Source organism: Flammeovirga pacifica (genome assembly GCF_000807855.2).
Taxonomy (GTDB): domain Bacteria; phylum Bacteroidota; class Bacteroidia; order Cytophagales; family Flammeovirgaceae; genus Flammeovirga; species Flammeovirga pacifica.
Genome location: NZ_JRYR02000001.1, coordinates 1295881 through 1321682 on the forward strand (window position 1 = coordinate 1295881; position 25802 = coordinate 1321682).

Below are 25802 nucleotides of genomic sequence, written 5' to 3' on the forward strand. Positions count from 1 at the left end.
GGGATTTAATCTTTTTATCAAATGGGTTGATAAACACAAAAAAGAAGAGCTTCCAATTAGTTTTACCATGGAAGCAACAGGTGTTTATCATGAGCAACTTGCTTGGTTTTTATATGAAAGAGATCAAATAGTTCATATTGTATTAGCGAACAGAGCAAAAGCTTATTTTCAAAGTATCGGAAATAAATCCAAAAATGATAAAATCGACGCCAAAGGACTGGCTGTAATGGGAGCAACTCAACCTTTAACTATATGGGCTCCTATTTCAAAACAATTATATGAATTACGATCAATAACAAGACACCTCGAAGATCTACAGTCAATTAAAAATGCTTTACGAGGACAACTTGAGCAAGCAAATACTTCTATTTACTCTTCTAAAGAAGTAACAAGGAGTATTAAAAAAACAATGAAAGAAATTGACAAACAGATTCTAAATGCAGAAAAGATGATATCTAAATGTATTGATATAGATCCTGTTTTAAGACAAAAAATAGAATATTTAACCTCTATAAAAGGAGTTGGAGAGAAAACAGCTGCAGTTGTAGCTGCTGAAACAGATGGTTTTGCACAAGTAAGAAATGCTAAGCAGCTTATTAGTTATGCAGGTTATGATATCAAAGAAAATCAGTCAGGTCAGAGAGTAGGAAAAACAAAAATCACAAAAAAAGGGAATGCTCATATTCGAAGAGCATTACACTTTCCTGCCTTAAATGTAATAAGATATGAAGTTGGAAGTTTTCCAAGCTTGTATGGTAGAATATTAGATAGGTCTGCTATTAAAATGAAAGGGTATGTTGCCTTACAGGCCAGGCTTTTAAGAATAATGTTTTCCCTATGGAAAAAGGAAGAATATTACGATGAAAACTACAACTGGCAAGAGAAAAGTATTAAAAAAAGTGGTAGCCAAACATTATGCATGAATGGCTACACGACATAGTTTATTACTAAACTTGCCTATATCTTCGAATATAATAAAAAATATATTTTTATAAGCCTCGAAATTTCATTTTGCAAAGAAAATTTGAGGAACCCGCGGAAGCGAAACGTTTTAGGTCATCTTAGAAAAATTATATGAATTTACTTGACTTTTAAGACAGTACCTCCGAACAGTGGGGGTAGATGAAGGTAAAGAGGTTGGTTTATGTTTAAATATTATTAATTATCAGAATAATATTTAATATATCTATTTGAAGAATATTGAGTAAAAGTAGTATCACTATCATATCTTTTTACTTCACGGAAGATCCAATTACCAAAAGAATCATATTTATAGTTTGAATACAAATATTTCAAATTATCTCCATTTACTATTTTAATTAAATCTGATTTATTATAAATATAATGTAAAGAATCAACCCTATTTGAATCTATATATTTATTAACTCTAAGTTTTAATAATCCATTATTAATAAACGATTTAGAATTCATGTATAAACTACCTGAAGAATAATAACAAAAATTTAAATTATTGATATCAACCTTATTGGCAATAAAACCATTAAATTTTTCATTAACTTTATATCCATACATGTAATCTCCATTTTCTAAAAACAGTCCCTCCTCTGTTTGATCAAATTCATCATTAAGATAAATGTCACAAGATGAAACTTGCTTATTTTTCATATATTGACTTATAGTAGTGAAACTATATTTTCTATTTTTTGTAATGTTTACTTCTTTTATAAATTTAATATTACTACGTAAATTAGGATCTATGTAATTATACTTTTCTTTTCTTGATCTAGAACACGAGAAAAAAAATAGTAAGATTATTATAGTGATTTTTACTTTCATTTCTTTAGCAATTTAATTTTCTTTCAAATCTTGTTGTATCACCGCTAGGTGTTACAAGCCTTCCCATACTTTTTTGTGTTCCACTAGGATATTCCCACTTTGTAGAATCTAATACTTCACTCCCAGCAGGTATTTGATCATTAACTAAAGTTGTTGTATTATTCTCTACTGAATTACTACCTTGAGGTTGACTTTTTGGTTCGTCATTAGAACCACTTGTGCCTGGCCGACTTAACATTTCTGTCAAAACTCCAAACATTGAATATAAAGATCCTGCCATTTCACCTACCATAGGGGTAGTATTTTTAGATATATTCTTATCATAAAACCAACCTGTATCGGATTCTCCAAGATATAAACTTGCCTTAGTTTTCAGTTCAATTCTTGATAAGTACACATCAAGAATTGAACTGAAAACTATCCTTTTTTTGGTTTAAAGTTAGCTCTTAACACTCTAAGCTATGGAAGTAAACTCTTCTCGTTTATTCACAATAAAGTACAAAATTAATCATGATTTACCTTTTATTATTTTTGTAATTATTTAATATTTTGCGGACATTCTCAGAATCTTTGAAAGTCATAGACATGAAAAAATAATTAAATGCAATTCCAAAAGAACCAATTATCGTAATTATATAAATATATATTTTAAAAATAGATACAGTAAAACCGTAAGTCATATAGACTATTAAACAACTTAGTAGTAGTATTACAATATTTAGCAGTAAAAAATGTCTTTCAAAAAAGTTTTTCACTAAAACAATATCTTTAAAATTTTGTGTACTTTCTTTTTTACATTTTGGACATTTATATAAAAAATTTTCTCCATAAATATTAAAGAGCTTTTTTCTACTAATAAATTGCTCTTTGATTTTTATTGTTTCAAAGCACTTTCTACAATAAATTACTCTTCTCATTTTCGTACATTATTTTTTTATAAGCTGTTGCTGCGATTTTCAACTTAAAAAAGTAACAATTATGATACTTCTTCCATTTGCAACATGCTGACTTCTAATTGTTGGTTTTGCAAAGGTTACTTGTTGTTATTTTAGTTGTGAGAGTGAGGGGTAGGTTTGTGCCTGCAACACCTCTAATGTGAAAAACAATAGCAAGAAGAGAGTGCATCTCATTTTTTGATGTTTGTTTTTTGTAATCTTAATCACATAAAGTAAATGGTTTTTCTATATCAAATCCCAATTCTAAAATCTCCTCATATGACCAACTCCCCCCATTTACAGGAGCTCTTAATGAATCAGGAGCTAATTTTTTAGGAGAACTTAAATCAGGATGTTTTATCAGGTATTCAATAATAAGTTTCTTTGATACATTTTTACTATAAAATTCCACACTATAGTATTCACTACCAATTCTATATTTATAACGTTTAGGATTCTTACCTGAATATAATGTTTCCTTTGTAACATAACCAATTGTGTATCTTATAGGAGAACAAAATTGATAATATATAAATATAATTATTGTCATTAAATTAACAGTTACACCTAGTATATCTTTACTTTTTTTATTTAAGTTTAAATTCATTTTTAATAAAATTACCTGTTGCTTTATTTATTAAATCTATTCCCCCTGAAGTAAATGGTTGATACTTTTTAGGAACAAGTACATTCATGGTTTCATAAACTTGGTTAGCCACTCCTGTTTCAATATCTACAGCTAATCCTGGTGTTAGTTATACTTCTTCATACTCCCATTTTCTTTAATATTAATAAATGCACCAGCAATTACTTTCGGTATCATGGTATACTTATTATCAGGTATCATTGAAAGGGACGCATCAAATACATCTACATTTTTCTCCTGCCCAGTCACAAGATTAGCAACATTTTGAAGAGAATAATCTATTGCAAAGTCTTTTGCCATAGAAAAGGTTATTAAACCATAACTTGCCGCAGCTGCACCTCCTGCAAAACCAACCAATCCATAAGCTAAAGGTACTGATTTATCTTGAGCATTAATTACCCCCATCTCTACAGGATTAGCAGTAATAGATACTTCATGTAAATCATAACCGCTAAATACATAATCTTCTCTCCCTACATACCACAAATTATTCATCTCTAAATCTATTAGATCTTGCTAGCTATTTACAAGATCATCCCATACTAAATCACCATTTTCGGCATAAATCCAATCTCTACCATCTGGATCAATAAAGTTAATTGGATTATTTGCTGTATAGTGATACGGAGTTATAGAAATGCTATGATCTGTTTCCGCCAAAGGATCCACCACAAACCATCTCCCCAAACTAGCATCATAATGTCTAGCACCATAATCAATAAAACCTATTTCCTCCTGCTTCTCTTTTGCATTGTATTGGAATTTATGATCAGGTGCACCTTGCTTCTCAATACCCGCCATATTCATACCAAATGGGTAGTAGTGGTTTTCTTGGACGATGAAGTTGTTGAAGGTGACTTTTGGATTACTTGTGTAGAGTATTTATAGTCACTCCCATCATTTTCCCACGCTTGAAATCATGGGCTTTTGATACACCTACTATACCTCCTACAAAAGACACCAACTGTGGTACTTCTCCCATTTGCAATAAGCTGTCTTCCAATTGTTTTTGTTGGAGAATAGCTTGTTGATGTTTTAGTTGGGAGAGTGAAGAATAGGTTTGTGCCTGCAATACCTCAAATGTGAAAAACAATAGCAAGAAGAGAGTGTATCTCATTTTTTGATGTTTGTTTTTTCAAGACATTACATGTTATAAGTTGAAAACTTATTCAATTACCAGATTCCGAGTGACGCTAGCGCTTAACACTCGTAACAGTCGGGGAACAGTGGGGTATATTTTTCTTGAAAAGAAATGATTTAATTAGAACATTAATAATTGAAAATTTATAATGATATAATCCTTTTAAAAAGGTTCTAAAACTATTACAAAAAACTTTCTAGAATTTAATTTAAATGGTATATATGAAAAATAATAATCATCAAAACTTGTGTTTAATTCATTATACATTTCAACTGAAACAATTTTTTTCTTAAATCTATAATATTTAATTTTTCCAATACTATATTTTCTATTTTTCTCAATTAATTCACTAGGAATTACATCATATAAACAGAAAAAAAGATTATTATTATTTAATATTTTTTTAACCTTAATATCCTTTTTATTTAAGTTAAATATATTAATACTATCTCCTATTACCATTAAAGTCTTATTGTTTTTATAGACTTCTAAGACATATGGTTTCTCAATTTCCATGATTCCTATATCTTGTGAAAATCCATCAAATGAAATAAAAAGCACAAAAAAAATACTAAACTTAATATCTAAATTAATTAACTGTCCCATTACTAATAATTGGTTTTAACCTATAATAAATATTCATTTCAAATTCCAAAGAACCATGATTTAAGTTTAAACTTCTTTTGTTCAAGAAGTTCATCTCTTTTAAATGACCTTTACCAGGTACACCCTTTCTACCATTTGGTTTTTTCTCTAACAACTCCTTCAATCATTTGAAATGATACTAGTTCTAATTGGTGGAATCTCTCCTGTTTGTAATAAGCTGTCTTTGTTATTGTTAGAGAGTAGCTTGTTGCTGTTTTAGTTGAGAGTGAGGGGTCTATTCCTTGAAGAAGGAGGAATGATATGTAGAAGAGGTGTTTCAAGAACTGTGTTTAAATAAAGTTTCTTTTAACTTACGAAAGAATATAAATAGTATTAATGAAATAATATATAAGAATATACATATTAATACTAATATCAATAATGATATAAATCGATTATTAATTGTTATTGAAAGTAAAGAATAAAGTCCAATAATAGGCTTCAAAAAATTACAATAAAGAATATCAAAACCTAATTCAATGATGAGAATTGGTAGAACCAAAACATACAAAACTATGAAGCTCAAATAAACAAATTGAAAATATTTTTTATTCATCAAAGTCATATTTAAAATAAGAAGAAAAATTAAAACAATATATTCCTATCTCAGCTGCATCTTTTGTTTCTTCAGTAACTGGCTTTCCGGTTACTGAGTCATTTTGATTATTTTTAAATTTTCCCACAATTGCAACTCTGTCTTTGCATGCTTTGGGTGATTTAAGTTCTTCTCCGCGAAATGATCCACCACAAACCATCTCCCCAAACTAGCACAATAATCATTAAACCCTATTTCCTACTGCTTCTCTTTCCCATTGTATTGTAAATTATGATCAGTGGTTCCTTGCTTCTCAAATATGAAAAATAATAGCAAAAAGAGAGTGTATCTTATTTTTTGATATTATGTTATATTGAATTGACCTTAATATACTTTTCTTCTGTGGTTTGATGTTATAAGGTTCTGTCATAAAAGACAAAAAAAAAATAGTATTTTCCCTATATTTATAATGATCGAATAACATATTTAGTCATAACCTATAGGTTCTGTAATAATTCTTATTATGCAGTTATTTTGATTAAAAAATAACAAATAACAAATTCCTATATTATATCTTCTAATTGTCTCGTATAAACTTAAAGGATTATATAGATTTAAATATTCAGCTCTCTTTTTAAACACTTCCAACATGAGAGTATTATTTTCCTTCTTACTGTAAAAAACGATATAATCACTATTCTTTCTATTTGTTGTCACATTTTGGAAGGAATAATAAATACGGTTGGTTTCATTATTATTTAAATTAAATCGCTCATAATTGATCTTTATTGTTTTACTTGGATAATTTAATTTAAGATGTTTTTTGTCATTACATATCTCTAAATCAAAATTTTCATTAAAATCTCTATATATATTCTGCCTGATAAAATTATCTACCTCTAGAACTAATTTACAAGAATCAAAAAAGCTTTGTAATGATAATAATATAAGTAATATTTTCATGACCAGTTAATTATTTATGTTTAAAACTTACAAAGTTTCCTTTTTTTAATTTTCTAAAAATCAGAGCTTTAACTCCAGTAAGTCTATATTCAATTATTTTTACATATATGTAAATTTCACTTCTTGAATTTTATCAAATGACATAATCAATAAACCCTATCTCTTCCTACTTCTCTTTCCCATTGTATTGTAATTTATAATCAGTGGTTCCTTACTGCTCAAATAGGAAAAAAGAGTGTATCTTATTTATTAATGTGATGTTTTAAGTCTAAGACTTAATCAAAAAGTGAGTTCGGAGTGACACTGCGTTTAACACTTCGAAAAATGGGGTGTCTTAATACTCAGAATGGTTGGAGTTTTCTGAAATGTTCATTTTAATCTCATATGGAAAATAATGAACAAAATTTCCGCTCTTCATCATAAAAATTACTCTCCATATTCTTTGTCCTTCTTCTACACAAATATGTTCAAAAGATAAAGTATTTTCCTTTATCCAAATAGTATCAATTTTTGAATTACTGTTAATTGAAAATAGAGAATCAAAATCACCTAAAAGTACTGAATTAAAACCTTTTTCTGATTCTTGATAGCAAGTTAATGTTGTAACAGCAGTATCCCCTACAGAAGGGTTTTTAATCGATACACTTTCTTTGATAAAACTAAATGCTTTCAAGTTTGTTTCACTAGAATCTATAATTGTTCTTGATATGAAAACATCATCTAAATCTTCTATAAAGCCTATAGGTAGATAGTAATCAATATACATTAATTTATTTGGTGTTTTTTCTGAGTAAACTTTAAGCTCCCCTTTCATTGCATTATTATAATAAGTAACAACACCTTTTAAGTTACCATTTTCCCAAAAATATGACGTTTCTCCGTAAAGTTTATCATCTTTTAGCTCAGATATTCGTTTAATATTCCCTGTTGAATAATATTCTCTTAACAGCTCTTCATTTTCACTTATTCTTTTGATTTCTTTAATTTTAAGTCCTGTCGTATCGTAAAAAACCTTATTTCCTGTTGAGGGATTAAATTCTTCTTGAATAACTCCATTAGAATAATAGTGCTTTTCTATATCTGAACAAGAAAATAATAGGAATAAGTATACTACTTTATATGTGTAACTAAACTTTATCATTATTTTATTCTTATGTTTCAACATTTGATTTATTTAATAACTTTTTTGAGACGCCTCACCTACAATAAGTAACAATTGTACTTCTTCCATCATTGGCAAAAAGCTATGTTTCAATTTTTGTTGTTAGAGAAGCGAGTGTTTCTTTTTTGTTTATGTTTGCTTTCTATCATCTAGTTTTAAGTCAAAGACTTAATCAAAAGGTGAGTTCTGAGTGATGCTAGCACTTAACAATCAGAACAGTTGGTTTAAATTAAATGAAACCAAAGTACCTTATTCTATAAAAGTATTACAAAATATCTAGAAAGGTGGCCTTATCGACATTTCAATATATGATAGATGCACTTTTATAGGAGTAAAATTTATTAAAGCTATTATTTGTTCATTAAGTATGAATTAAAAAGTTTACTTCTGACTTATAAGTTTAATCCAAAAAATACTAAATAAAAAAAGACCAACAACATATCACTATATCATTGGTCTTTCTATTTATCTAGTTCACGTGAACTTCTTTAAAATACTGAGAGAAAATCTCTACAGTTTTTGCTACTTGTTCTTTCGTGGGAGGTTCTACTCCTTCTAGCCCGTACTTCATTCCCATGGCCTCCCATTTGTGAACACCTAGTTTATGGTAAGGCTGAATTTCAATTTTTTCAATGGTTTTGTAATCCTTGAAACGCTGCCCCAGCTCGTGTAGATATTCTTCTTGATCTGACCAACCCGGCACTAATACATACCTAAGCCACATTGGCTTTCCTTGTTTCTCTCTCATCTCTGCTAACTTTAAAGTAGGCACATTAGAGACAGTAGTTAACTTATGATGCCAATCATCGTTGATGTGCTTTACATCTAGCATCAATAGGTCTGTATATTCTAGTAGTTCTTCTACTTGTTTATTCACTAAACGACCATTAGAATCCAAGCAAGTATGAATGCCTTTTTCTTTAAGTCTTTTGAATAACGTTAAGATTTTAGTTCTATGCAATAATGGTTCTCCACCAGAAATTGTAATTCCTCCTTCGTCTCCAAAATAAGGACGTTGGCGTAATACTCTCTTTTCTATTTCTTCTAATGTTACGAACTTCCCTCCTTTTACATCAAATGTATCGGGGTTATGACAGTATAAACATCTAAACTGACAACCTTGTACAAAGACAATAAAACGAATACCAGGTCCGTCATGAGTTCCAAAAGTTTCAATGGAATGAATTCGAATTTGTTCGGGATCCTTATCGTTAAGATGAGATGCGTCTTGCTGTGGATAAATGATACTCATTATTATTTATTTTTTCGTTTTCAGGCGTATATCAATATACGTCTTATTTTTTGTTATTGTAATTTTCAATGATCCTTTCTAGGAAGGGCAATCCCTCTAGAATGGCTGCTGGTCCGGGTTGAAGCATAAATAATGGATCAACTTCTTGATAATCTTTTGTCTTAATGAAAGGAACCTGATCGATATTATTTCTATTCAACAGATCTTGTTCATCAAACTTTCTTCCACACCAACAAAACAAACCTATTTCTGGTGCTTTATCAACTACTTGATTGAAATCAAAAAGTACTCTTTCTTGGGCAGATTGATATACACTCAGTTCGGAAAAGACATCTTCCCCTCCTGCTAGTTCAATCAATTCAGACACCCATTTAATACCTGTTATTAAAGGCGAGTTCCATTCTTCAAAATATACTTTTGGCCTTACCTTAATATGTTGTGTTTTTAATTGAGCACTGCGTACCATACTTCTCATTTTATCAAGAAATACTTGAGCTTTATGTTCAACACCTATCATCCTTGCTATCATTTCCAAGGTATTGATAATTTCTTCTACCGATCTTTGGTTAGTTATTAAAGTAGGAATTCCCTCTTTGATTAAACGAGCTGCAATATCAGCTTGTAAATCAGAAAACCCGATAACCATATCAGGCTTTTGTTCTAAAATTTTTTTATAGTTTGCTCCTGTAAAACCACAAACCATTGGTTTTTCTTTTTTTGCTTCTTCAGGTCGTTCAGCAAAAGCAGAAATACCCACAATTCTATGTGACTCTCCCAACATATAAAGCCATTCTGTTACTTCATCTGTTAGGCAAACAATTCTATTAGGAAATTTAGACGTATTCATAGGGATAGTGGCTTACTTTCTAAACAAGATAGAGGAATCTCCATAACTTAGGAAACGGTAATCGTTATCTAAAGCTGCTTGGTATACTTTTCTCCAATCTTCACCAATAAATGCGGCAATCAATAAAACTAATGTTGTCGATGGCAAATGAAAATTGGTCACTAAAGTATCGATCACTTGGAATTGATAACCCGGCATAATAAAGATAGAGGTTTCTCCATGTATATTATCTAAGTTATTTTCTTCCATATACTTTAAGATGGCTGAAAAACTTTCTTGTCTTGTGGGCAATGTAGCTCCACTTTCCATTCTTTCATAAGCTTCTAATTTATGAATATCGAATGTAGTGTTATTATCCAAAAGAAGACGAACACCGTACCAATAAGAAGATTCTAAAGTTCTCATTGATGTAGTTCCCACACAAGCTACTTTATGGGCATTAATTAAAGCTTTTACATTTTCTTTAGTGATAATGATCTGCTCATTATGCATTTCATGATCGGTTACTTTATCGGCTGTAATTGGCTTAAAAGTTCCTGCACTCACGTGTAGTGTTACTTCTTGTTCATCGACCCCTTGATTTTTTAATATATCAAGAACTTCATTTGTAAAGTGAAGCCCAGCTGTTGGTGCTGCTACTGCTCCTTCGTTTTTAGAATAAACTGTCTGATAGGTTTCTTTATCATCTTCAGTCGCAGTTCTTTTGATATAAGGAGGTAAAGGAGTGTTCCCTGCCGCAGAAATAATGTCCACAAAGTTCAGGCTTTCCTCTTCCCATTCGAACTTTACAAAACGTTTATCTCTGTCTTCGTGAGAAACAGTCAATTTCACAATCCCTTTCTCTGTTTGAACTGCCGCTTCTAATTTATCTTCTTTCCAACGCTTAAAATTACCAATCGCACACTCCCAAATTGTACCCGATTTCTCTAGCATAGCTGCAGAAATATCTCTAGTGGGTGCAATAGGATTAAGTAAAAATACTTCGATTTGTGCTCCCGTTGGTTTTTTAAAATACAAACGAGCCGGCAATACTTTGGTATTATTGAAAAATAAAGTGTAGTCGCTATTCAATTCATTAGTGATCTCTTTAAACACCTTGTGTTCAATCTCCCCTTCTTTGTACATCATTAATTTTGATGAATCACGTGGATTAGCTGGATGTGCCGCAATCCTCTCATTGGGCAACTCGTATTGATAATCGTCTAAATTTATTTCAGGTAATTTCAAAGTATTACGCTTTTGATTTAAAATTAAAAATTCATACAAATGTCGGAAAATGATTTGTTCATTAAAAGTCTTTTTGATGTTCATTGTTTAATTAATGTTTAGGCGAAAGTTCGCCTGAAGCGAAGGATGAATCATCTCTAAAAAAGGCGTTTATTAACACCCCTAAAATAAATACATTCCCTAAAGGCTTTTTAACAATAAAAATTTCCACTACTTTTGTGCAGTTTATTTAGACCATAGGTCAAATTTAATTTCTAACAGGCAACTCAACATGAGCTTTTACAAATCCGTAGTCAGACCTTTCTTATTTCAGGTAGATCCTGAGAAAATCCACCATTTTGCTGTTCGTTATCTAAAAACAATGTTTTCACTTCCTTTTGCTAAAGCAATTGCAAGAGGAATATACAAGGTAAACGATCCAAAATTAGAGAGAGAAGTATTTGGTATTAAATTCCCCTCTCCAGTAGGTTTAGCGGCAGGCTTTGATAAAGATGCAAAGATGATCGACGAATTTGCCAACTTTGGTTTTGGCTTTATTGAGATCGGTACACTTACTCCTGTTTCACAACCAGGTAACGAAAAGCCTAGAATTTTTAGATTACCAAGTGATCAAGGTTTGATCAATAGAATGGGATTTAATAATGAAGGTGTTGACGCTGCTGTTGAACGTCTTAAAAACAGAAAATCTAATGTCATTGTTGGCGGTAATATTGGTAAGAACAAAGTAACTCCCAATGAGAATGCCGTTGACGATTATACAAAAGGGTTTAATGCATTATTTGATCACGTAGACTACTTCACTGTAAACATTTCATCTCCTAATACTCCTAACTTAAGGGCGCTACAAGACAAAGAACCTTTAAAAGAATTACTAGGAACACTAAAGGATTTAAACTCTCAAAAATCCAATCCTAAACCTATCCTTTTAAAGATTGCTCCAGACTTAACAAATGAGCAATTAGATGATATTTTAGAGGTAGTTCAAGAGACTAAAATTGATGGAGTGATAGCTACGAATACTACAATTAGTAGAGATGGTTTAACGACTCCAAAAACAAGAGTAGAGGAAATCGGAATGGGAGGCCTTTCTGGAAAACCTGTTACTGATAGATCTACAGAAGTTATAAAATACCTTTTCGAGAAATCTGGTAAAACTTTAGATATTATAGGCGTAGGTGGTATTCATACGGCCGAAGACGCACTAGAAAAACTGGATGCAGGTGCTAAACTTGTACAAGTATATACAGGCTTTATTTACGAAGGCCCAGCATTAGTTAAAAGTATCAACAAGGCGGTCATTAACAAATAAATTTAAATTTATTGCAATTTTTTGAAACCTGATTAACACTTGTTCGTTAGTATAAGTAGAAAGATTGTTGTAGTTAATGAAATTGTCGAGGAGAGAACACTTACGCTTGTAGGTGTTTTCTTTTTTTTATGCAATTGCTATTTTTTTATCTTGATTCCAATGCACTACTTTTTCATCAAAAAGCTTGGTGAGACTTTTGCCAAAATAGTCCAAATTCAAAGGAGAAATTTCACTTTCTAGTTCATGCACAGACATGGGTTGTTTTTTAATCACCATTAAGATCTCATCACTATAATTGATGGGCTTTTCTTTAAAAGACTTTGCTTTTTTATGATGAATGCACACATCACAAACGCCACAATTATCTCCATCAAAATCACCGAAATACTCTCTAAGCATGATACTTCTACATCTTGTAGTGTTCTGTACAAAGTGAATCATCGCTTTAGCTCTTTTAAAATCCTGCTGTTTTCTTAGAGCATACAATTTTCGATCAATAGGTAAGCGTTCAGGCAAATGCCTAGGCATTAAGTACGTTACTTGCGGTCGTTCTCTTTTTGGTTTATAATCAACAATCTCCAAATTGTGTAGCTCTTGTAAATAGAAAGTCACACGATCTAAAGGAATCCCATTTTGCATCGCAATGTCCTTTTCATCGATTCGAACAAAGCTATTGTATAACTCCCCTCCGTACATTCTTAGAATACCTTTCATCAGTAATTCATGATGAGGGTGTCTTAATAGATAATCGTATAAATTGTCGGGAGTAGATTTTATTATTAAAGTTGGATCATGAAATACGCTTTCATTAAATAAAAGAATACCGTGTTCCTCCATCCTTTTTAAAGCATAATAAGTTTCTTGGGCTGGCAACTCATACTTTTTTATAAAAGGTTTGATATAAAAATCGAAAGAGCTCATCTCTCCGCTGCCTACCGCTAAACGGAACAAATTACCCAGGTTTTGATATACTTTTCTAATGAATTTAATATCCGGATGACGTTGTTCTACCCATTCTAAAAGTTTCTGCTTTGCATCTTGCTTCACTAATAAAATAGCATACGACTTTTCACCATCTCTACCTCCTCTTCCTGCTTCTTGATAATAGGCTTCAATACTTTCTGGAGCCCCAATGTTAATTACTGTACGCACATTAGGTTTGTCTATCCCCATTCCAAAAGCGTTGGTAGCCACCATTACTCTAACATGATCTTTGATCCAAGACTCCTGTCTTAGGCTTCTCTGTTCAGGCATCAAACCACCATGATAATATTCTGCATTGATGTTATAACTAAGCAGAAGACTAGCAATATCCTTGGTCATCTTTCTAGTACGAGTATACACAATAGAACTACCCTCCACAGAATTAAGAATCTTCAACATCTTTTGGGTGGTATCTATTTCCTTACTTACAGAAAAAGACAAATTAGGACGGCTAAAACTACCTTTAAAAACCGCATGATTTTCTTTAAATAACAGTCGCTCTACAATTTCCTTTTGGGTTTCTTTGGTGGCTGTAGCAGTAACTGCAATCACTGGGGTATCAGGAATTAATTCTCGAAGCTCACCTATTTTTAAATATTGAGGTCTAAAATCATGGCCCCATTGAGAAATACAATGTGCTTCATCGATCACCATTAATCCAACAGACATCCTTTTTAATCGTTCGATAAAAATTCTCGTTCTGATTCTTTCTGGTGATACATATAAAAATTTTACTCGGCCATTTACACAGTTTTCCAACAAGGTATCTATTTCCTTGATGGATAAACCAGAATAAAGTGCCTTTGCAGGTATCCCTCTATCATTTAATTGGTGTACTTGGTCTTTCATTAAAGAGATTAATGGAGTAATCACAATACACACTCCTTTTCTTGCGATACCCGGCACTTGGAAACATATTGATTTTCCACCACCTGTAGGCAATAAAGCAAGTGTATCAACCCCTGTAAATGCACTTGTTATAATCTCTTCTTGTAGAGGTCTGAATTTCTCATAACCCCAAAATTTTTTAAGTATTTGTTGAAAGCCCGCCTTCATGAACCATTAATTGACAATTATTTTATCATAAATCAAATATCAAAATTTATTTTATCAAATTGTATCTTATTTTTGCAAAAGAATAAAATAAAGAGAATTTCTCTTTAAACTAAACAAATACATCAGCAACAACAATGGAAAATACTATTGCAAAAAAGGTCGCTTCTTTGTTATTAGAGATCAATGCTATTAAAATCCGTCCCAATGATCCTTTCACTTGGGCATCTGGATGGAAATCGCCAATCTACTGCGACAACAGACTTTCGTTGTCACACCCTCACGCAAGAACCTACATCAAGCATGCTTTAAGTTCTAAAATACAAGAGCAATTTGCAGATGTTGATGCTATTGTTGGTGTTGCTACAGCAGGTATTCCTCAAGGAGCATTAATTGCTGACGCTTTGGGTATTCCTTTCGCCTATGTTAGATCAAAGCCAAAAGGACATGGAATGACTAACATGATTGAAGGTGAATTAAAGGCTGGAGCAAAAGTGGTAGTTATTGAAGACCTAATTTCAACAGGAGGTTCATCATTAAAAGCTGCAGATGCGCTAAAAGAAGCTGGTATTGAAGTACTAGGTATGGCTGCCATTTTCACTTATGGTTTTGATTTATCAGTCAATAATTTTAAAGAGGCTGGTATTCCATTAGTGACTCTTTCTAATTATGATGCAATGCTTGAGTTAGCATTGGAACAAGACTACATTCAGTCTTCTGATGTAGAATCTTTAAAATCTTGGAGAGTGAATCCATCTGAATGGAATCAATAATAAATTAAGGAGGTGAGATATCACCTCCTTTTTACGTTTTCGGTTTACTAAACCTTACATTTCAGGCTTAATACTTACAAACAGGGGGAACAATTAAAGTGTGTTTCTAGTTATTTTCTTACAATGTATTATGATCTAGCATTTGGTATTGTTTCGTCTCAAGAAAAGAAACTCACGCCAGTTGAAATCGACCAACTATTAGCCAAAGGATACTTCAGGCATTCTTTAAATATGGCTTCTTACGAAATGATGTACTTTGACGACAAGATGCAAGGAGTACTACCATTGCGTTGTCGTATGCAAGAAAATATGCTATCAAAGTCTTCTCGTAAGAAAATCAGACAAATAAAAAACAAATTTAATGTTGTCATTGAACCATTAAATTTAACTGAAGCACACAAGAAATTATTTACCGACTACCGTAAAGAAAGATTTGACGAGGAAGAAAAATCCCTTCTACACTACTTTGGAGTGGATTCTGATCAAGACTTACCTCTTATTCCATTTGACACCTACCAAGTAAGTTTTTATTTAGACAATCAATTAGCTGCAGCAAGTTTCTTTGACGTTGGAGATAAAGCATTATCCAGTTTAATGGCCATTTACGACAAAGATTTTAAGGAATACGGTTTAGGCTATATTTCTATGCTTTTTGAAATTGAATGGGCTCAAGAGCAGCAAATGGAGTTTTATTATCCTGGATACACTTTAGACATGCCATCATGCTTTGATTACAAATTAAGGCTACCTAATGTAGAATTCTTTGATTGGAACAATGAATGGTTAACATGGGATAATATTGATTTAAAGTCAACTAAAAGATACAAAACCTTACATTCAATAAATCACATTATTGAAGAAGTAAATAACTTATGTATTGTAAAAGGTAAAGTTGCTGAAGAACAAAACTTCTTTTCTAGTATGTGGCATGATATGTTTGAGTTTACTCAAGCTGTTGAAGCCCCTATTTATGCATCTTACCCTATTGGTAGTTACCATCAAATGATCATCATCTATTTACCGGATGAAGACACATTCTTGGTAAAACCTCATTTATTTAAATTTGACTCTGGTTTACCCGAATCTTTAAAAACAAACAACCCAGAGGATATTGCCTTATTTATAGGTGCTTATTTTGCACACCTACAACTTATTGATGTTCGTTTAACTACTGCATTAGATAATTTCCTTGCTATACTTAAAGGATCTAATATCGAATTTGATGTGGTGGAAACTTTAGGCAATGCAGCAAGACATCCAAACTACAAATGGATTTCTTTAAGAAAAGAAGATTCTCAATGGATGGTGATGCCTCTTTGGGATGAAAAGAAAAAAATGTACCTTTTTCACCCTATGATTTTCAAACATGATCAAAACAGATGGGTATCTCCTTTTGGATTATGTTCTGATGCTATCGCCATTTTAAAAATCTCTGATTATATTTGTTCAAAAGAAGATAACTGGCACAACTTATTGTCAGAAAATGATTGAAACTAATCATTACTAATGAGCATTCAAGATAATTACAGTTTTTTAGAACATATAGCAGACACAACAGAGGTTAATAACATCAGCTTTGATAATTGGCAACAGTTAAACTCTCATACCATTATCAGTATGGCGAGAAAGTTTTTAATCGAGAAAAATATTACCGTTAGAAAAATCCCTCTTAAAACCATATACGCTTTTATCACTGATAGTGGTTTAGAAAGCTTACCTAAACAACAACAAAGATGGGCTATCCTTTTTTCTAACGCCGTCACTTATAAAAATCCGTGCAAACAACATCTTACTTTAGTTAAAATACTAAGAGATGCCTCTTTAGAAGAAGTAGAAATTCTCCATTACCTTAAAAAAATCTCCTTTATTGAGTACGAAACTTCAAGAATTTGGATCAAAATTAAAGGTATTGAACAATGGGCTCTTCAAACATTAGATTGCTCTGGAATTGATATTGAAATAATACTTGAAAACTTATTGATGAAACGTCTTATCGAAATTTCTAACTCTGGGGAAGAGATGAGAATCGCTCCTTTGGGAATGCATTTCATTTTAGAATGTGAAAAGCCGTTTGGATTGAGTTAAAATAAGTAATAAATAATAGGTAATAGGTTTCACCTGAATGATCACTAATTAAATACATGACACCTATTGACCAATATCATGACTTATACTAAAAAAATATAATTAAAAACCTCCTGGTAGCTAAGTTATCAGGAGGTTTTTGCTTTAGTTAAAAATACTCATTAAGATTTAGGTAAAAAGCTCCGGCACCATCAGATCCCCAACCATAATCAAGTGCTAGATTGGTTCTTGATTTCTTATTAATCATTACCCTAACACCTACACCAGCCGCTGCCTTTAGATGTTCAAATAATTTCACTTTTAAATCATGAGACGACACTGTGGTACAGTTGGCAAAAACAACGGCTCCGAACAAGTCTTTGTTACGTTCTATAATAGGTACAGGAATTCTCCATTCTACCTCAGTATAAAACATATCGTTTCCTCTAAACCTACCTTGTGGAAAGGCTCTGCCTGATCTTCCCATCTGATCCCATCCTATAGAAGGCAATGCCATATAAGGTAAATTACCAGAAGTATGGAAATTACCATAAGACCATATCGCTAAAATATTCCTCGGGTTCTTTTTAGAAAGGCTGAAATAATCTCTATATTCTAACCATAATGTACTTGCTGATTGATCACTTCCCATCCAAGTGGGCATATATTTAAACTGTGCATTTACAAACCTACCTTTATATGGATTGGCTACATTATCTCTACTATCGTACACTGCATTAAATGAGACACCTGAGGTGGTATATCCTTCATGATCAAACCCATGTTTTTGACTGTATGCATAATGGTTTGTAATGACTGGAGGATCACTGTCTAAATCTAACATCTGATCTTTAATATTAGAGTACATATCTAAATGATATCCCAAACCTAGATAGATATTGGGCTTAATTTGTTTTAATGCTGTTTGATGAAACCTTATCAAGTCAAACTCCATCAGCTCTCCTTCATTGACTCCATCCTTATAATCCCCAAGTTGAAAATTACCATCACTGTTTACTAAAATATCAGATTGAGGCCCTGTTCCTAACCCAAAAGTAGGTTGAGAAGAGAAAAATAGACGCCAATCCCCTTGAAAAAACCACTCATTATTTGCTGAGTATGTATTAGACTTGATGGTAAACATTAATTGTTTTTGAGTGGTATGTGTAGCAGATAGCATAGCATTTGACATCTTTGTTGTTTTTGGATCTCCAAGATACATACCTCCTGAAGCTGCAAATCCATAAATGAAACCAAAAGCTGGATTGGACGCCAAAACTGGTAAAGGAGCCATGTACAACTGCCCTTGCTTCACTTCTTGGCTTTTTTTCTTATTATTCTCCTCTTCATCTTCTTGTGCATGTACACAAAATGATAGGAAACATAACAATGCGATAGTTCTTTTCGTAATCTTCATTTGATTTTAGCTTATTTAAAAATTTATTAATGCAAGTAATCTCACCTCTCATTGATCATTCTACTCCTCGTTTCTTGTTAGATCATATGATGGGTTTACCCTCTTTATTCAAAAAATGAGTTGATGTCTAAAAAAAATTTGAACACTGTTTCAAACTTTTAACAATTCAACTTATTATTTACCCTCCTCAAGTCAACTGCTATCAATACATCGTAATGCTTTTGACCTATTTCATATATTTTAAATTGTATTTGACCTATTTTTGTGTTTTTAGGTCATTTTTAATGCGTTTTAAATCAAAACTATTCATTAAAGTTGGAAGATTAGGGTGATTAATAATTTTTAAAACAACTTTGATAATTTTCACAACAACAATGTTACATCCATATAGTTAAAACAAGCACTTGAAGTGAATACTACTCCTACTTTAGACAATTTTGAAATGATGCTACAAACTAGAAGACTAACGGTACTATTTATTTAAGACTGATATATGTCGGTTTAATAAAGCGATTGTAGGATTTAAAGTAAAAAAAATGCCTCTTCTATTGTAGAGAGGCTTTCTAATTTCAATAAGTTGATGGGTAGTTCTAACAACATTTGCTGAAGATTAAAACAAAAAAAAGGCCACCATTATGGTGACCTCAATCTATATATAATTTTTCGATTACATATTCAATGCTCTGTCTCCTGTTGCAGCTAAACAAGCTTCTTTAATTGCTTCAGAATACGTTGGGTGAGCATGTGACATTCTAGAGATATCTTCAGCAGATGCTCTATATTCCATTGCCACAACACCTTCAGATATCATATCGGCAGCTCTAGGGCCAATAATATGCATACCTAAAATCTCATCTGTTTCCTTATCAGCTAGAACTTTTACTAGACCATCAATATCCATTGATGCTCTTGCTCTACCTGAAGCTCTGAATGGGAAAGAACCTGCTTTGAATGCTCTTTTTGATTCTTTCAACTCTTGTTCAGTATATCCAACAGAAGCTACTTCTGGCCAAGTGTAAACAACACCAGGAATCAATTTATAATTGATATGTGGTTTTTGACCGTTGATATGTTCAGCAACAAAAACACCTTCTTCTTCTGCTTTATGTGCTAACATTGCTCCTTTGATCACATCACCGATAGCATAAACACCTTCTACAGAAGTCTCAAGGTTTTCATTTACTTCAATTCTTCCTTTATCATCTAACTTACCACCGATTTCCTCAAATTTAAGTTTATCAGTATAAGGTTTACGACCAATAGAAACTAAGCAGTAATCTCCTTTAATTTCTACTTCTTTTCCTTTTTTATCAGTTGCTTTTACAACAACCTCTTCTCCTTCAACTTTTACTGACTCTACTTTAGTTTTCAAGTTGAATTTAAATCCTTCTTTCTTTAATACTCTTTGCATCTCTTTGCCCATCGCTACATCCATAGTTGGGATAAGAGCATCAGCATATTCAACTACTGTTACATCAGCACCTAAACGAGCATATACAGAACCTAACTCAAGACCAATTACACCACCACCAATGACGATTAGGTGTTTTGGAATTTCTTTTAATTCTAAAGCTTCTGTAGAAGTAATTACTCTTTTCTTATCAAATTCGATAAAAGGCAACATTACTGGCTTAGAACCTGTAGCAATAATTGTCTTCTTAGAGTTAATTACTTTTGATTCTTCACCATCGATTTTAATTGTGCTCTTGTCAACAAAAGAACCAAAACCTTGGTAAACATCAATATTATTTTTTTTCATCAAAAAGCCGATACCATCTGTAGTCTGTTTCACTACCTCTCCTTTTCTAGCGATCATTTTACCAAAATCGATCTTTGGAGTTTCTACTTCAAGACCATGATCAGCAAAGCGATGAATTGCTTGATGATATAATTCTGAAGAATCAAGTAATGCTTTTGATGGAATACATCCAACATTTAAACAAGTTCCGCCTAAAGTAGAATATTTTTCAATTAAAGCTACTTTCATTCCTAATTGTGAGGCTCTAATAGCTGCAATATATCCTCCAGGACCAGAACCGATAACTGTTAAGTCGTATATCATAAGTTTCCTTAATCAGGTGTTTTTTCTGAGAATCTAAGTAGTAAGCTAAAAAGATTCTATGTGTTTGTTATGTAAAATTTAAGAAAGGACTACAACGTATTGTAGTCCTTGAATTATGCTTATTGATTAAACATCCAATAATAATCTAATTGGATCTTCTAGTAACTCTTTCACTCTTTTCAAGAAGCTTACAGATTCTCTACCGTCAATAATTCTATGGTCATATGATAAAGCCACATACATTATTGGACGAATTTGAACCTCTCCGTTAATAGCAACAGGGCGCTCAACAATGTTGTGCATTCCTAGGATAGCTGATTGTGGAGCGTTAATAATAGGAGTTGATAACATAGAACCAAATACACCACCGTTAGTGATTGTAAAAGTACCGCCTTCCATTTCTGGAATAGTCAACTTATTATCTCTTGCTTTTAAAGCCAAACGTCTTACCTCTTTTTCGATATTTGCTAAGCTTAAAGTTTCTGCATTTCTAATGACAGGAACTACTAAACCTTTAGGAGCAGATACAGCAATAGAGACATCACAGTATTCGTTATATACTAACTCGTTACCATCGATAAATGCGTTTACAGCAGGCCACTCTTTTAAAGCTACCGTTACTGCTTTTGTAAAGAATGACATGAAACCTAATCCGATTTCGTGCTTATCTTTAAACATCTCTTTATATTTCTTACGAAGATCCATTACAGGCTTCATGTCTACCTCATTAAAAGTAGTCAGCATAGCTGTTTCGTTCTTCACAGAAACTAAACGACGAGAAACAGTTTTACGAAGTGCTGTCATTCTCTCTCTTCTTTGAGATCTTTCGCCTGCTGCTGCTGGAGCAGCTGCCGGAGTAGCCTCTTTAGAAGGAGCTGCCTTTTTAGGAGCAGGAGCAGCTTTTTGTGCTTTTTCAGCATCTTCTTTAGTGATTCTCCCATCAACACCTGTACCTTTTACTGTAGAAGGATCAATTCCTTTTTCAGCTAAGATTTTTGCCGCTGCTGGAGAAGCGTGACCTGTTGCATAAGTATCATTACCTGATACAGCAGTAGGTGCAGATGCAGTTGCTTGAGGTGCTTCAGATGATGCCGCCTCAGAAGGTGCATCGCCTTCCATAATTTCTATCTTACAAATTGGAGCACCGATTTCTAAAGTATCTCCCTCTTGAGCAATTACTCTTAAAATCCCTTGTCCTTCTGCTGTCAATTCAAATGTCGCTTTATCCGATTCGATTTCACAAAGTAGATCATCTAATTCAACGAAATCGCCATCTTCTTTAGCCCATGTTGCAATAGTAACTTCAGAGATTGATTCACCTACCGTAGGTACAACCATATCCATTACCTCACCTGTAGACTTAGGTCCTTCTGAAGAAGAAGCTGTAGCTTCAGAAGCTGCTTCAGCTGATGCTTTTGGAGCACCTTCACCTTCTTCAATAGTACAAAGAAGAGCACCAATTTCTAGAACGGCATCTTCAGTAGCAGTATCTGCAATTTGGATTACTCCATCTGCTTCAGCTACTAATTCAAAAGTTGCTTTATCAGATTCTAGTTCACAAAGTACATCATCTAATTCAACAGTATCGCCATTTTCCACTAACCATTTTGCAACAGTTACTTCAGTGATCGACTCACCGACAGCTGGAACGGTCATTTGTAAGCTCATAGTTATTTTATTTTTGGTGGTGAAGGTTTCCCTTCACCACGATAGTTCTAAACTAATTTTTTTCGAAATTTGAAGTGAGGTATCCCCACTTCTTCAAATTGATCTCCCTCTACAGAGTATTCTAACTTTTCGTAGAATGTTTTTGCCACTTCTCTAGCATGAACAACGATTTCGTCGTATCCATTGTCTAAAGCAAAAACTTCTGAGAACTGCACCATCAAAGAACCTAGATTTTTACCTCTTTGGTTTTCTTTTACCGCTACTTGACGCATTTTAACTTCTTGAGGAGAAATTGGTTTTAATACAAGGCAAGCAACCACCTCATCTTCATCGTTCATAGCCACAAAATGATGACTATCAAACTCTTCAGACAACTCCTCTTTAGAAAATTCCAACCCTAGGGGTTTTCTTAAAACCTCATCACGTAATTCTACTGATAAAAGGTACTCCGAAGAGTCAAATGCTATTTCTTTGATAATGTTCATGATCAAATTCTTTTATTATGGTTTCTTTCTTATTCGAAAGCTGCAGAAACAATTCTGTCTGTCTCCCTTTTATGTATTCTAGGGAATCCAGTTGCAGGTGAAGCACTTGGTTTACGAGAAACTAATCTCATTTTAATCAATTGCTCTTCATTTCTATATGCTCTCAAAATATACGTCCAATAACCCATATTCACAGGTTCTTCTTGAACCCACTTCAATGCCTTATGCTTCGAATATTTTGTAAGAATATCGTTCACTTTCTTTTCTGGGAATGGGTGTAATTGCTCTACACGAACAATAGCCACATCCTGTCTATTTTCCTTTTCTTGCTTCTCAAGTAAGTCATAATAGATTTTCCCTGTGCAAAGTAATACTTTCTCTACTTTTTTAGGATCTTTTATTGAAGCATCATCATAAACTTCCTCAAATTTTCCATTTGTAAAGTCTTCTACAGGAGAAACACACTTAGGATGACGAAGCATAGACTTCGGAGTCATCACAATTAATGGCTTTCTAAAGTCCCAAGTTAACTGTCTTCTAATAGCGTGGAAGAAGTTGGCTGGAGTAGTAAAATTACCCAATACAATATTGTATTCAGCAGCTAACTGAAGGTACCTTTCAGGACGAGCGTTTGAGTGCTCAGGACCTTGACCTTCGTAACCGTGTGGTAATAACATCACCAAACCATTTGACCTACCCCACTTACTTTCACCTGAAGTAATGAACTGATCAATCATTGTTTGAGCACCATTAGAGAAATCACCAAATTGTGCTTCCCAAATAGTTAATGCATTAGGGTTTGCCATTGCATAACCATACTCAAATCCTAGAACACCATACTCAGAAAGTAAAGAGTTATAGATATAGAAAGGTCCTTGTAGTTTACCAATATTGGCTAGAGAACTATATTTCTCATTCGTCTCCGCATCATTTAATACAGCGTGACGGTGTGAGAATGTACCTCTTTGAACATCTTGACCAGAAATACGAACAATCTTATTGTCTAATAAAATTGAACCGTAAGCCATTAACTCTGCAGCAGCCCAGTTAAACTCCTTCTTATCGAAGAACATTTCCTTTCTTTCTGCAATTAATTTATCAATTTGTTTTAACGGCTTAAATCCTTCTGGAACAGAAGTCAATGCATGACCTACTGCTTCTACTGTAGTTGTAGAAATAGAAGTATCAGGCGATTGATCAAAATCTTCATCTTGACCTCTCTTCAATTGTTTCCATTGAATTTCTAATTCTTGAGGTCTATATGGAAGTGGATTCTGACGTACATCATTCAAACGATCTTGAAGAAGACGACGGAATTCTTTGTCCATTTGTTTTGCTAATTGAGCATTTACTTCGCCTTTCTCTACCAATTTCTTGATATAGATTTCACGAGGGTTTTGATGCTTAGCAATAATATTATAAAGCTTAGGCTGAGTGAATTTTGGTTCATCTGATTCATTATGACCGTGACGACGGTAACAAACCATATCAACAAAAATATCTCTATTGTAACGCTGACGGAATTCAACAGCTAATTTCATAGCATATGCTACTTCCTCAGGATGATCACCATTTACATGAAGTACTGGAGATTCGATTAACTGAGAAACGTCTGTACAATAAATTGATGAACGAGCATCGTCAAAGTCAGTCGTAAAACCTACTTGGTTATTAATTACAAAGTGGATAGTACCACCTACATCATAACCAGCAAGGTTAGACATTTGTACAGTTTCATAAACTATACCTTGACCTGCGATTGCTGCATCACCGTGTATCAAAATTGGTAAGATTCTTTTCGAATCTTTTTCGTAAATAGAATCTACTTTAGCTCTTACTACACCTAAAACAACTGGATCAACAGCTTCTAAGTGTGAAGGGTTTGGAGATAGATCTAAACGAACTTTTTTACCATTGTGAGTTTCAATTTGAGATGAGAAACCTAAGTGATACTTCACATCACCGTCTCCCATTGTTTCGTCTGGCACCGCTTGACCTTCGAACTCGTTAAATACCTCATCATAAGTTTTACCCATGATGTTCGTTAAAACGTTCAATCGACCACGGTGAGCCATACCGATAACAACTTCTTCTACGCCTAAATCTGCACCGGTAAAGATAGCAGTATCAAGACCTGCAATTGTTGATTCTCCGCCTTCTAATGAAAAACGTTTCTGTCCAACAAATTTAGTGTGAAGGAAGTTTTCAAATACCACTGCCTCATTCAGTTTACTCAAGATACGTTTCTTGTCCTCATGAGAAAAATCGTGTGTCGGATATTCGTGCTCAATCTTCTTTTGAATCCATGATTGTACTTCAGGTTCTCTGATAGACATAAATTCGAAACCGATATAATTAAAATAGATCTTTTTTAATCTTTCTAAAATATCAGATAATTTAGCATTTCCCATTCCCAAGTAGGAACCTGCAGAGAATACCGTATTTAAATCATCTTTAGATAAACCAAAGTCTTCTAAATCTAATCTTGCCTTACGGTCTTTTCTTTTTCGTACTGGGTTGGTGTCAGATACTAAGTGAGCCCTAGATCTGTATGCATTAATTAATTGACGAACTGCTACTTCTTTTTGTAACATTTCTTCAGAAATTGATCCTGAAGATGGTCTCGCCGCACCATTGCTTGTTGTGTTTGCGTCTAATTCTGGGTTTTCGCCATATTTTTCTAATGAAAATTCGAAACCCTCAAAAAATCTTTTCCAAGACTCGTCTACCGAGGCTGGGTCTTGCTTAAATGACTCATACATCTGCTCGATGTAATCACCATGAGCATTCGCTATGTAGGAATATTTGTCCATGTGTTTGAGTGAGGTTTATTACTT

23 protein-coding genes are annotated in these 25802 nt (G+C 33.0%); 5 read left to right on the top strand and 18 right to left on the bottom strand.

Annotated features, from left to right (window positions below):
• Window positions 1-940: IS110 family RNA-guided transposase (locus tag NH26_RS05220; RefSeq protein WP_174549716.1), on the top strand; the 940-nt coding region annotated here is incomplete at its 5' end.
• A 218-nt stretch (window positions 941-1158) separates the two neighbouring features.
• Here the strand turns inward: NH26_RS05220 and NH26_RS05225 are convergent.
• The 12 genes from NH26_RS05225 to NH26_RS05290 all read right to left on the bottom strand — a co-directional run bounded on the left by NH26_RS05225 (window position 1159) and on the right by NH26_RS05290 (window position 11234).
• A complete protein-coding gene (locus tag NH26_RS05225; protein ID WP_139262892.1) occupies window positions 1159-1626 on the bottom strand; it encodes a hypothetical protein in 468 nt (155 codons plus the stop codon).
• Window positions 1627-1801: 175 nt separating this feature from the next.
• A complete protein-coding gene (locus tag NH26_RS05230) occupies window positions 1802-2194 on the bottom strand; it encodes a hypothetical protein (RefSeq protein ID WP_044219339.1) in 393 nt (130 codons plus the stop codon).
• Between the two features lie 758 nt (window positions 2195-2952).
• A complete protein-coding gene (locus NH26_RS05240; RefSeq protein WP_044219334.1) occupies window positions 2953-3339 on the bottom strand; it encodes a hypothetical protein in 387 nt (128 codons plus the stop codon).
• Between the two features lie 144 nt (window positions 3340-3483).
• A complete protein-coding gene (locus tag NH26_RS05245) occupies window positions 3484-3873 on the bottom strand; it encodes a hypothetical protein (protein ID WP_044219331.1) in 390 nt (129 codons plus the stop codon).
• Between the two features lie 21 nt (window positions 3874-3894).
• The gene (locus NH26_RS05250) at window positions 3895-4260 is read right to left on the bottom strand and encodes an RHS repeat domain-containing protein (protein WP_317040994.1); all 366 of its coding nucleotides are present in this window, start codon (window positions 4258-4260) and stop codon (window positions 3895-3897) included.
• On the bottom strand, window positions 4244-4495 hold the full coding sequence (locus tag NH26_RS05255; protein ID WP_044219326.1) for a hypothetical protein: 252 nt from the start codon (window positions 4493-4495) through the stop codon (window positions 4244-4246). The genes NH26_RS05250 and NH26_RS05255 overlap by 17 nt, the downstream gene beginning before the upstream one ends.
• 186 nt (window positions 4496-4681) lie before the next feature.
• A complete protein-coding gene (locus NH26_RS05260; protein ID WP_044219323.1) occupies window positions 4682-5125 on the bottom strand; it encodes a hypothetical protein in 444 nt (147 codons plus the stop codon).
• 1060 nt (window positions 5126-6185) lie between these two features.
• Window positions 6186-6662 (bottom strand): hypothetical protein, encoded by a 477-nt coding sequence (locus NH26_RS05270; protein WP_044219312.1) that lies wholly within the window; start codon window positions 6660-6662, stop codon window positions 6186-6188.
• 334 nt (window positions 6663-6996) lie between these two features.
• A complete protein-coding gene (locus NH26_RS05275; RefSeq protein ID WP_044219309.1) occupies window positions 6997-7803 on the bottom strand; it encodes a toxin-antitoxin system YwqK family antitoxin in 807 nt (268 codons plus the stop codon).
• A 490-nt stretch (window positions 7804-8293) separates the two neighbouring features.
• Window positions 8294-9076, bottom strand: a complete 783-nt coding sequence (pflA, locus tag NH26_RS05280) for a pyruvate formate-lyase-activating protein (protein ID WP_044219307.1) — start codon at window positions 9074-9076, stop codon at window positions 8294-8296.
• 43 nt (window positions 9077-9119) lie between these two features.
• Window positions 9120-9923 (bottom strand): ABC transporter substrate-binding protein, encoded by an 804-nt coding sequence (locus NH26_RS05285; protein ID WP_044219305.1) that lies wholly within the window; start codon window positions 9921-9923, stop codon window positions 9120-9122.
• A gap of 12 nt (window positions 9924-9935) precedes the next feature.
• Entirely contained in the window at window positions 9936-11234 is a 1299-nt protein-coding gene (locus NH26_RS05290; RefSeq protein WP_084812067.1) for an S-adenosylmethionine:tRNA ribosyltransferase-isomerase, read from the bottom strand.
• Window positions 11235-11421: 187 nt separating this feature from the next.
• Between NH26_RS05290 and NH26_RS05295 the strand changes: the two genes are divergently transcribed.
• Window positions 11422-12459 carry a quinone-dependent dihydroorotate dehydrogenase gene (locus NH26_RS05295; RefSeq protein ID WP_044219302.1) on the top strand — a complete coding sequence of 346 codons (1038 nt, stop codon included), beginning with the start codon at window positions 11422-11424 and terminating at the stop codon, window positions 12457-12459.
• A gap of 126 nt (window positions 12460-12585) precedes the next feature.
• On the opposite strand, the gene NH26_RS05300 is transcribed toward NH26_RS05295, so the two are convergent.
• Window positions 12586-14499: a RecQ family ATP-dependent DNA helicase gene (locus NH26_RS05300; protein ID WP_044219300.1), complete on the bottom strand. Its 1914-nt coding sequence runs from the start codon at window positions 14497-14499 to the stop codon at window positions 12586-12588.
• 134 nt (window positions 14500-14633) lie between these two features.
• Between NH26_RS05300 and pyrE the strand changes: the two genes are divergently transcribed.
• The 3 genes from pyrE (at window position 14634) to NH26_RS05315 (ending at window position 17354) form a co-directional block, all read left to right on the top strand.
• Window positions 14634-15269, top strand: coding sequence for an orotate phosphoribosyltransferase (gene pyrE, locus NH26_RS05305; RefSeq protein WP_044219297.1), 636 nt, complete (start codon window positions 14634-14636; stop codon window positions 15267-15269).
• 123 nt (window positions 15270-15392) lie between these two features.
• A complete protein-coding gene (locus tag NH26_RS05310) occupies window positions 15393-16760 on the top strand; it encodes a GNAT family protein (RefSeq protein ID WP_052431822.1) in 1368 nt (455 codons plus the stop codon).
• Between the two features lie 15 nt (window positions 16761-16775).
• Window positions 16776-17354, top strand: coding sequence for a hypothetical protein (locus NH26_RS05315; protein WP_044219294.1), 579 nt, complete (start codon window positions 16776-16778; stop codon window positions 17352-17354).
• Window positions 17355-17502: 148 nt separating this feature from the next.
• Here the strand turns inward: NH26_RS05315 and NH26_RS05320 are convergent, their stop codons facing one another.
• The 5 genes from NH26_RS05320 to NH26_RS05340 form a co-directional block, all read right to left on the bottom strand.
• A complete protein-coding gene (locus NH26_RS05320) occupies window positions 17503-18750 on the bottom strand; it encodes a BamA/TamA family outer membrane protein (protein WP_044219291.1) in 1248 nt (415 codons plus the stop codon).
• Between the two features lie 667 nt (window positions 18751-19417).
• Window positions 19418-20812 (bottom strand): dihydrolipoyl dehydrogenase, encoded by a 1395-nt coding sequence (gene lpdA, locus NH26_RS05325; protein WP_174549704.1) that lies wholly within the window; start codon window positions 20810-20812, stop codon window positions 19418-19420.
• A gap of 126 nt (window positions 20813-20938) precedes the next feature.
• Window positions 20939-22480, bottom strand: coding sequence for a 2-oxoglutarate dehydrogenase complex dihydrolipoyllysine-residue succinyltransferase (gene odhB, locus NH26_RS05330; RefSeq protein ID WP_044219288.1), 1542 nt, complete (start codon window positions 22478-22480; stop codon window positions 20939-20941).
• A 47-nt stretch (window positions 22481-22527) separates the two neighbouring features.
• A complete protein-coding gene (locus NH26_RS05335) occupies window positions 22528-22965 on the bottom strand; it encodes a GNAT family N-acetyltransferase (protein ID WP_044219287.1) in 438 nt (145 codons plus the stop codon).
• A 29-nt stretch (window positions 22966-22994) separates the two neighbouring features.
• Entirely contained in the window at window positions 22995-25778 is a 2784-nt protein-coding gene (locus tag NH26_RS05340) for a 2-oxoglutarate dehydrogenase E1 component (protein WP_044219284.1), read from the bottom strand.
• Between the last annotated feature and the right edge of the window lie 24 nt (window positions 25779-25802).

Bases quoted from the DNA above. Each gene is read 5' to 3' on its own strand.
- NH26_RS05295 (WP_044219302.1), top strand. From the start codon at position 11,422: ATGAGCTTTTACAAATCCGTAGTCAGACCTTTCTTATTTCAGGTAGAT.
- lpdA (WP_174549704.1), bottom strand. From the start codon at position 20,812: ATGATATACGACTTAACAGTTATCGGTTCTGGTCCTGGAGGATATATT.
- NH26_RS05300 (WP_044219300.1), bottom strand. From the start codon at position 14,499: ATGAAGGCGGGCTTTCAACAAATACTTAAAAAATTTTGGGGTTATGAG.
- NH26_RS05285 (WP_044219305.1), bottom strand. From the start codon at position 9,923: ATGAATACGTCTAAATTTCCTAATAGAATTGTTTGCCTAACAGATGAA.
- NH26_RS05240 (WP_044219334.1), bottom strand. From the start codon at position 3,339: ATGAATTTAAACTTAAATAAAAAAAGTAAAGATATACTAGGTGTAACT.
- NH26_RS05260 (WP_044219323.1), bottom strand. From the start codon at position 5,125: ATGGGACAGTTAATTAATTTAGATATTAAGTTTAGTATTTTTTTTGTG.
- NH26_RS05335 (WP_044219287.1), bottom strand. From the start codon at position 22,965: ATGAACATTATCAAAGAAATAGCATTTGACTCTTCGGAGTACCTTTTA.
- NH26_RS05275 (WP_044219309.1), bottom strand. From the start codon at position 7,803: ATGATAAAGTTTAGTTACACATATAAAGTAGTATACTTATTCCTATTA.
- pflA (WP_044219307.1), bottom strand. From the start codon at position 9,076: ATGAGTATCATTTATCCACAGCAAGACGCATCTCATCTTAACGATAAG.
- pyrE (WP_044219297.1), top strand. From the start codon at position 14,634: ATGGAAAATACTATTGCAAAAAAGGTCGCTTCTTTGTTATTAGAGATC.
- NH26_RS05245 (WP_044219331.1), bottom strand. From the start codon at position 3,873: ATGAATAATTTGTGGTATGTAGGGAGAGAAGATTATGTATTTAGCGGT.
- NH26_RS05225 (WP_139262892.1), bottom strand. From the start codon at position 1,626: ATGAAAAATAAGCAAGTTTCATCTTGTGACATTTATCTTAATGATGAA.
- NH26_RS05315 (WP_044219294.1), top strand. From the start codon at position 16,776: ATGAGCATTCAAGATAATTACAGTTTTTTAGAACATATAGCAGACACA.
- odhB (WP_044219288.1), bottom strand. From the start codon at position 22,480: ATGAGCTTACAAATGACCGTTCCAGCTGTCGGTGAGTCGATCACTGAA.
- NH26_RS05310 (WP_052431822.1), top strand. From the start codon at position 15,393: ATGTATTATGATCTAGCATTTGGTATTGTTTCGTCTCAAGAAAAGAAA.
- NH26_RS05320 (WP_044219291.1), bottom strand. From the start codon at position 18,750: ATGAAGATTACGAAAAGAACTATCGCATTGTTATGTTTCCTATCATTT.
- NH26_RS05255 (WP_044219326.1), bottom strand. From the start codon at position 4,495: ATGAGATACACTCTCTTCTTGCTATTGTTTTTCACATTTGAGGTATTG.
- NH26_RS05340 (WP_044219284.1), bottom strand. From the start codon at position 25,778: ATGGACAAATATTCCTACATAGCGAATGCTCATGGTGATTACATCGAG.
- NH26_RS05270 (WP_044219312.1), bottom strand. From the start codon at position 6,662: ATGAAAATATTACTTATATTATTATCATTACAAAGCTTTTTTGATTCT.
- NH26_RS05290 (WP_084812067.1), bottom strand. From the start codon at position 11,234: ATGAACATCAAAAAGACTTTTAATGAACAAATCATTTTCCGACATTTG.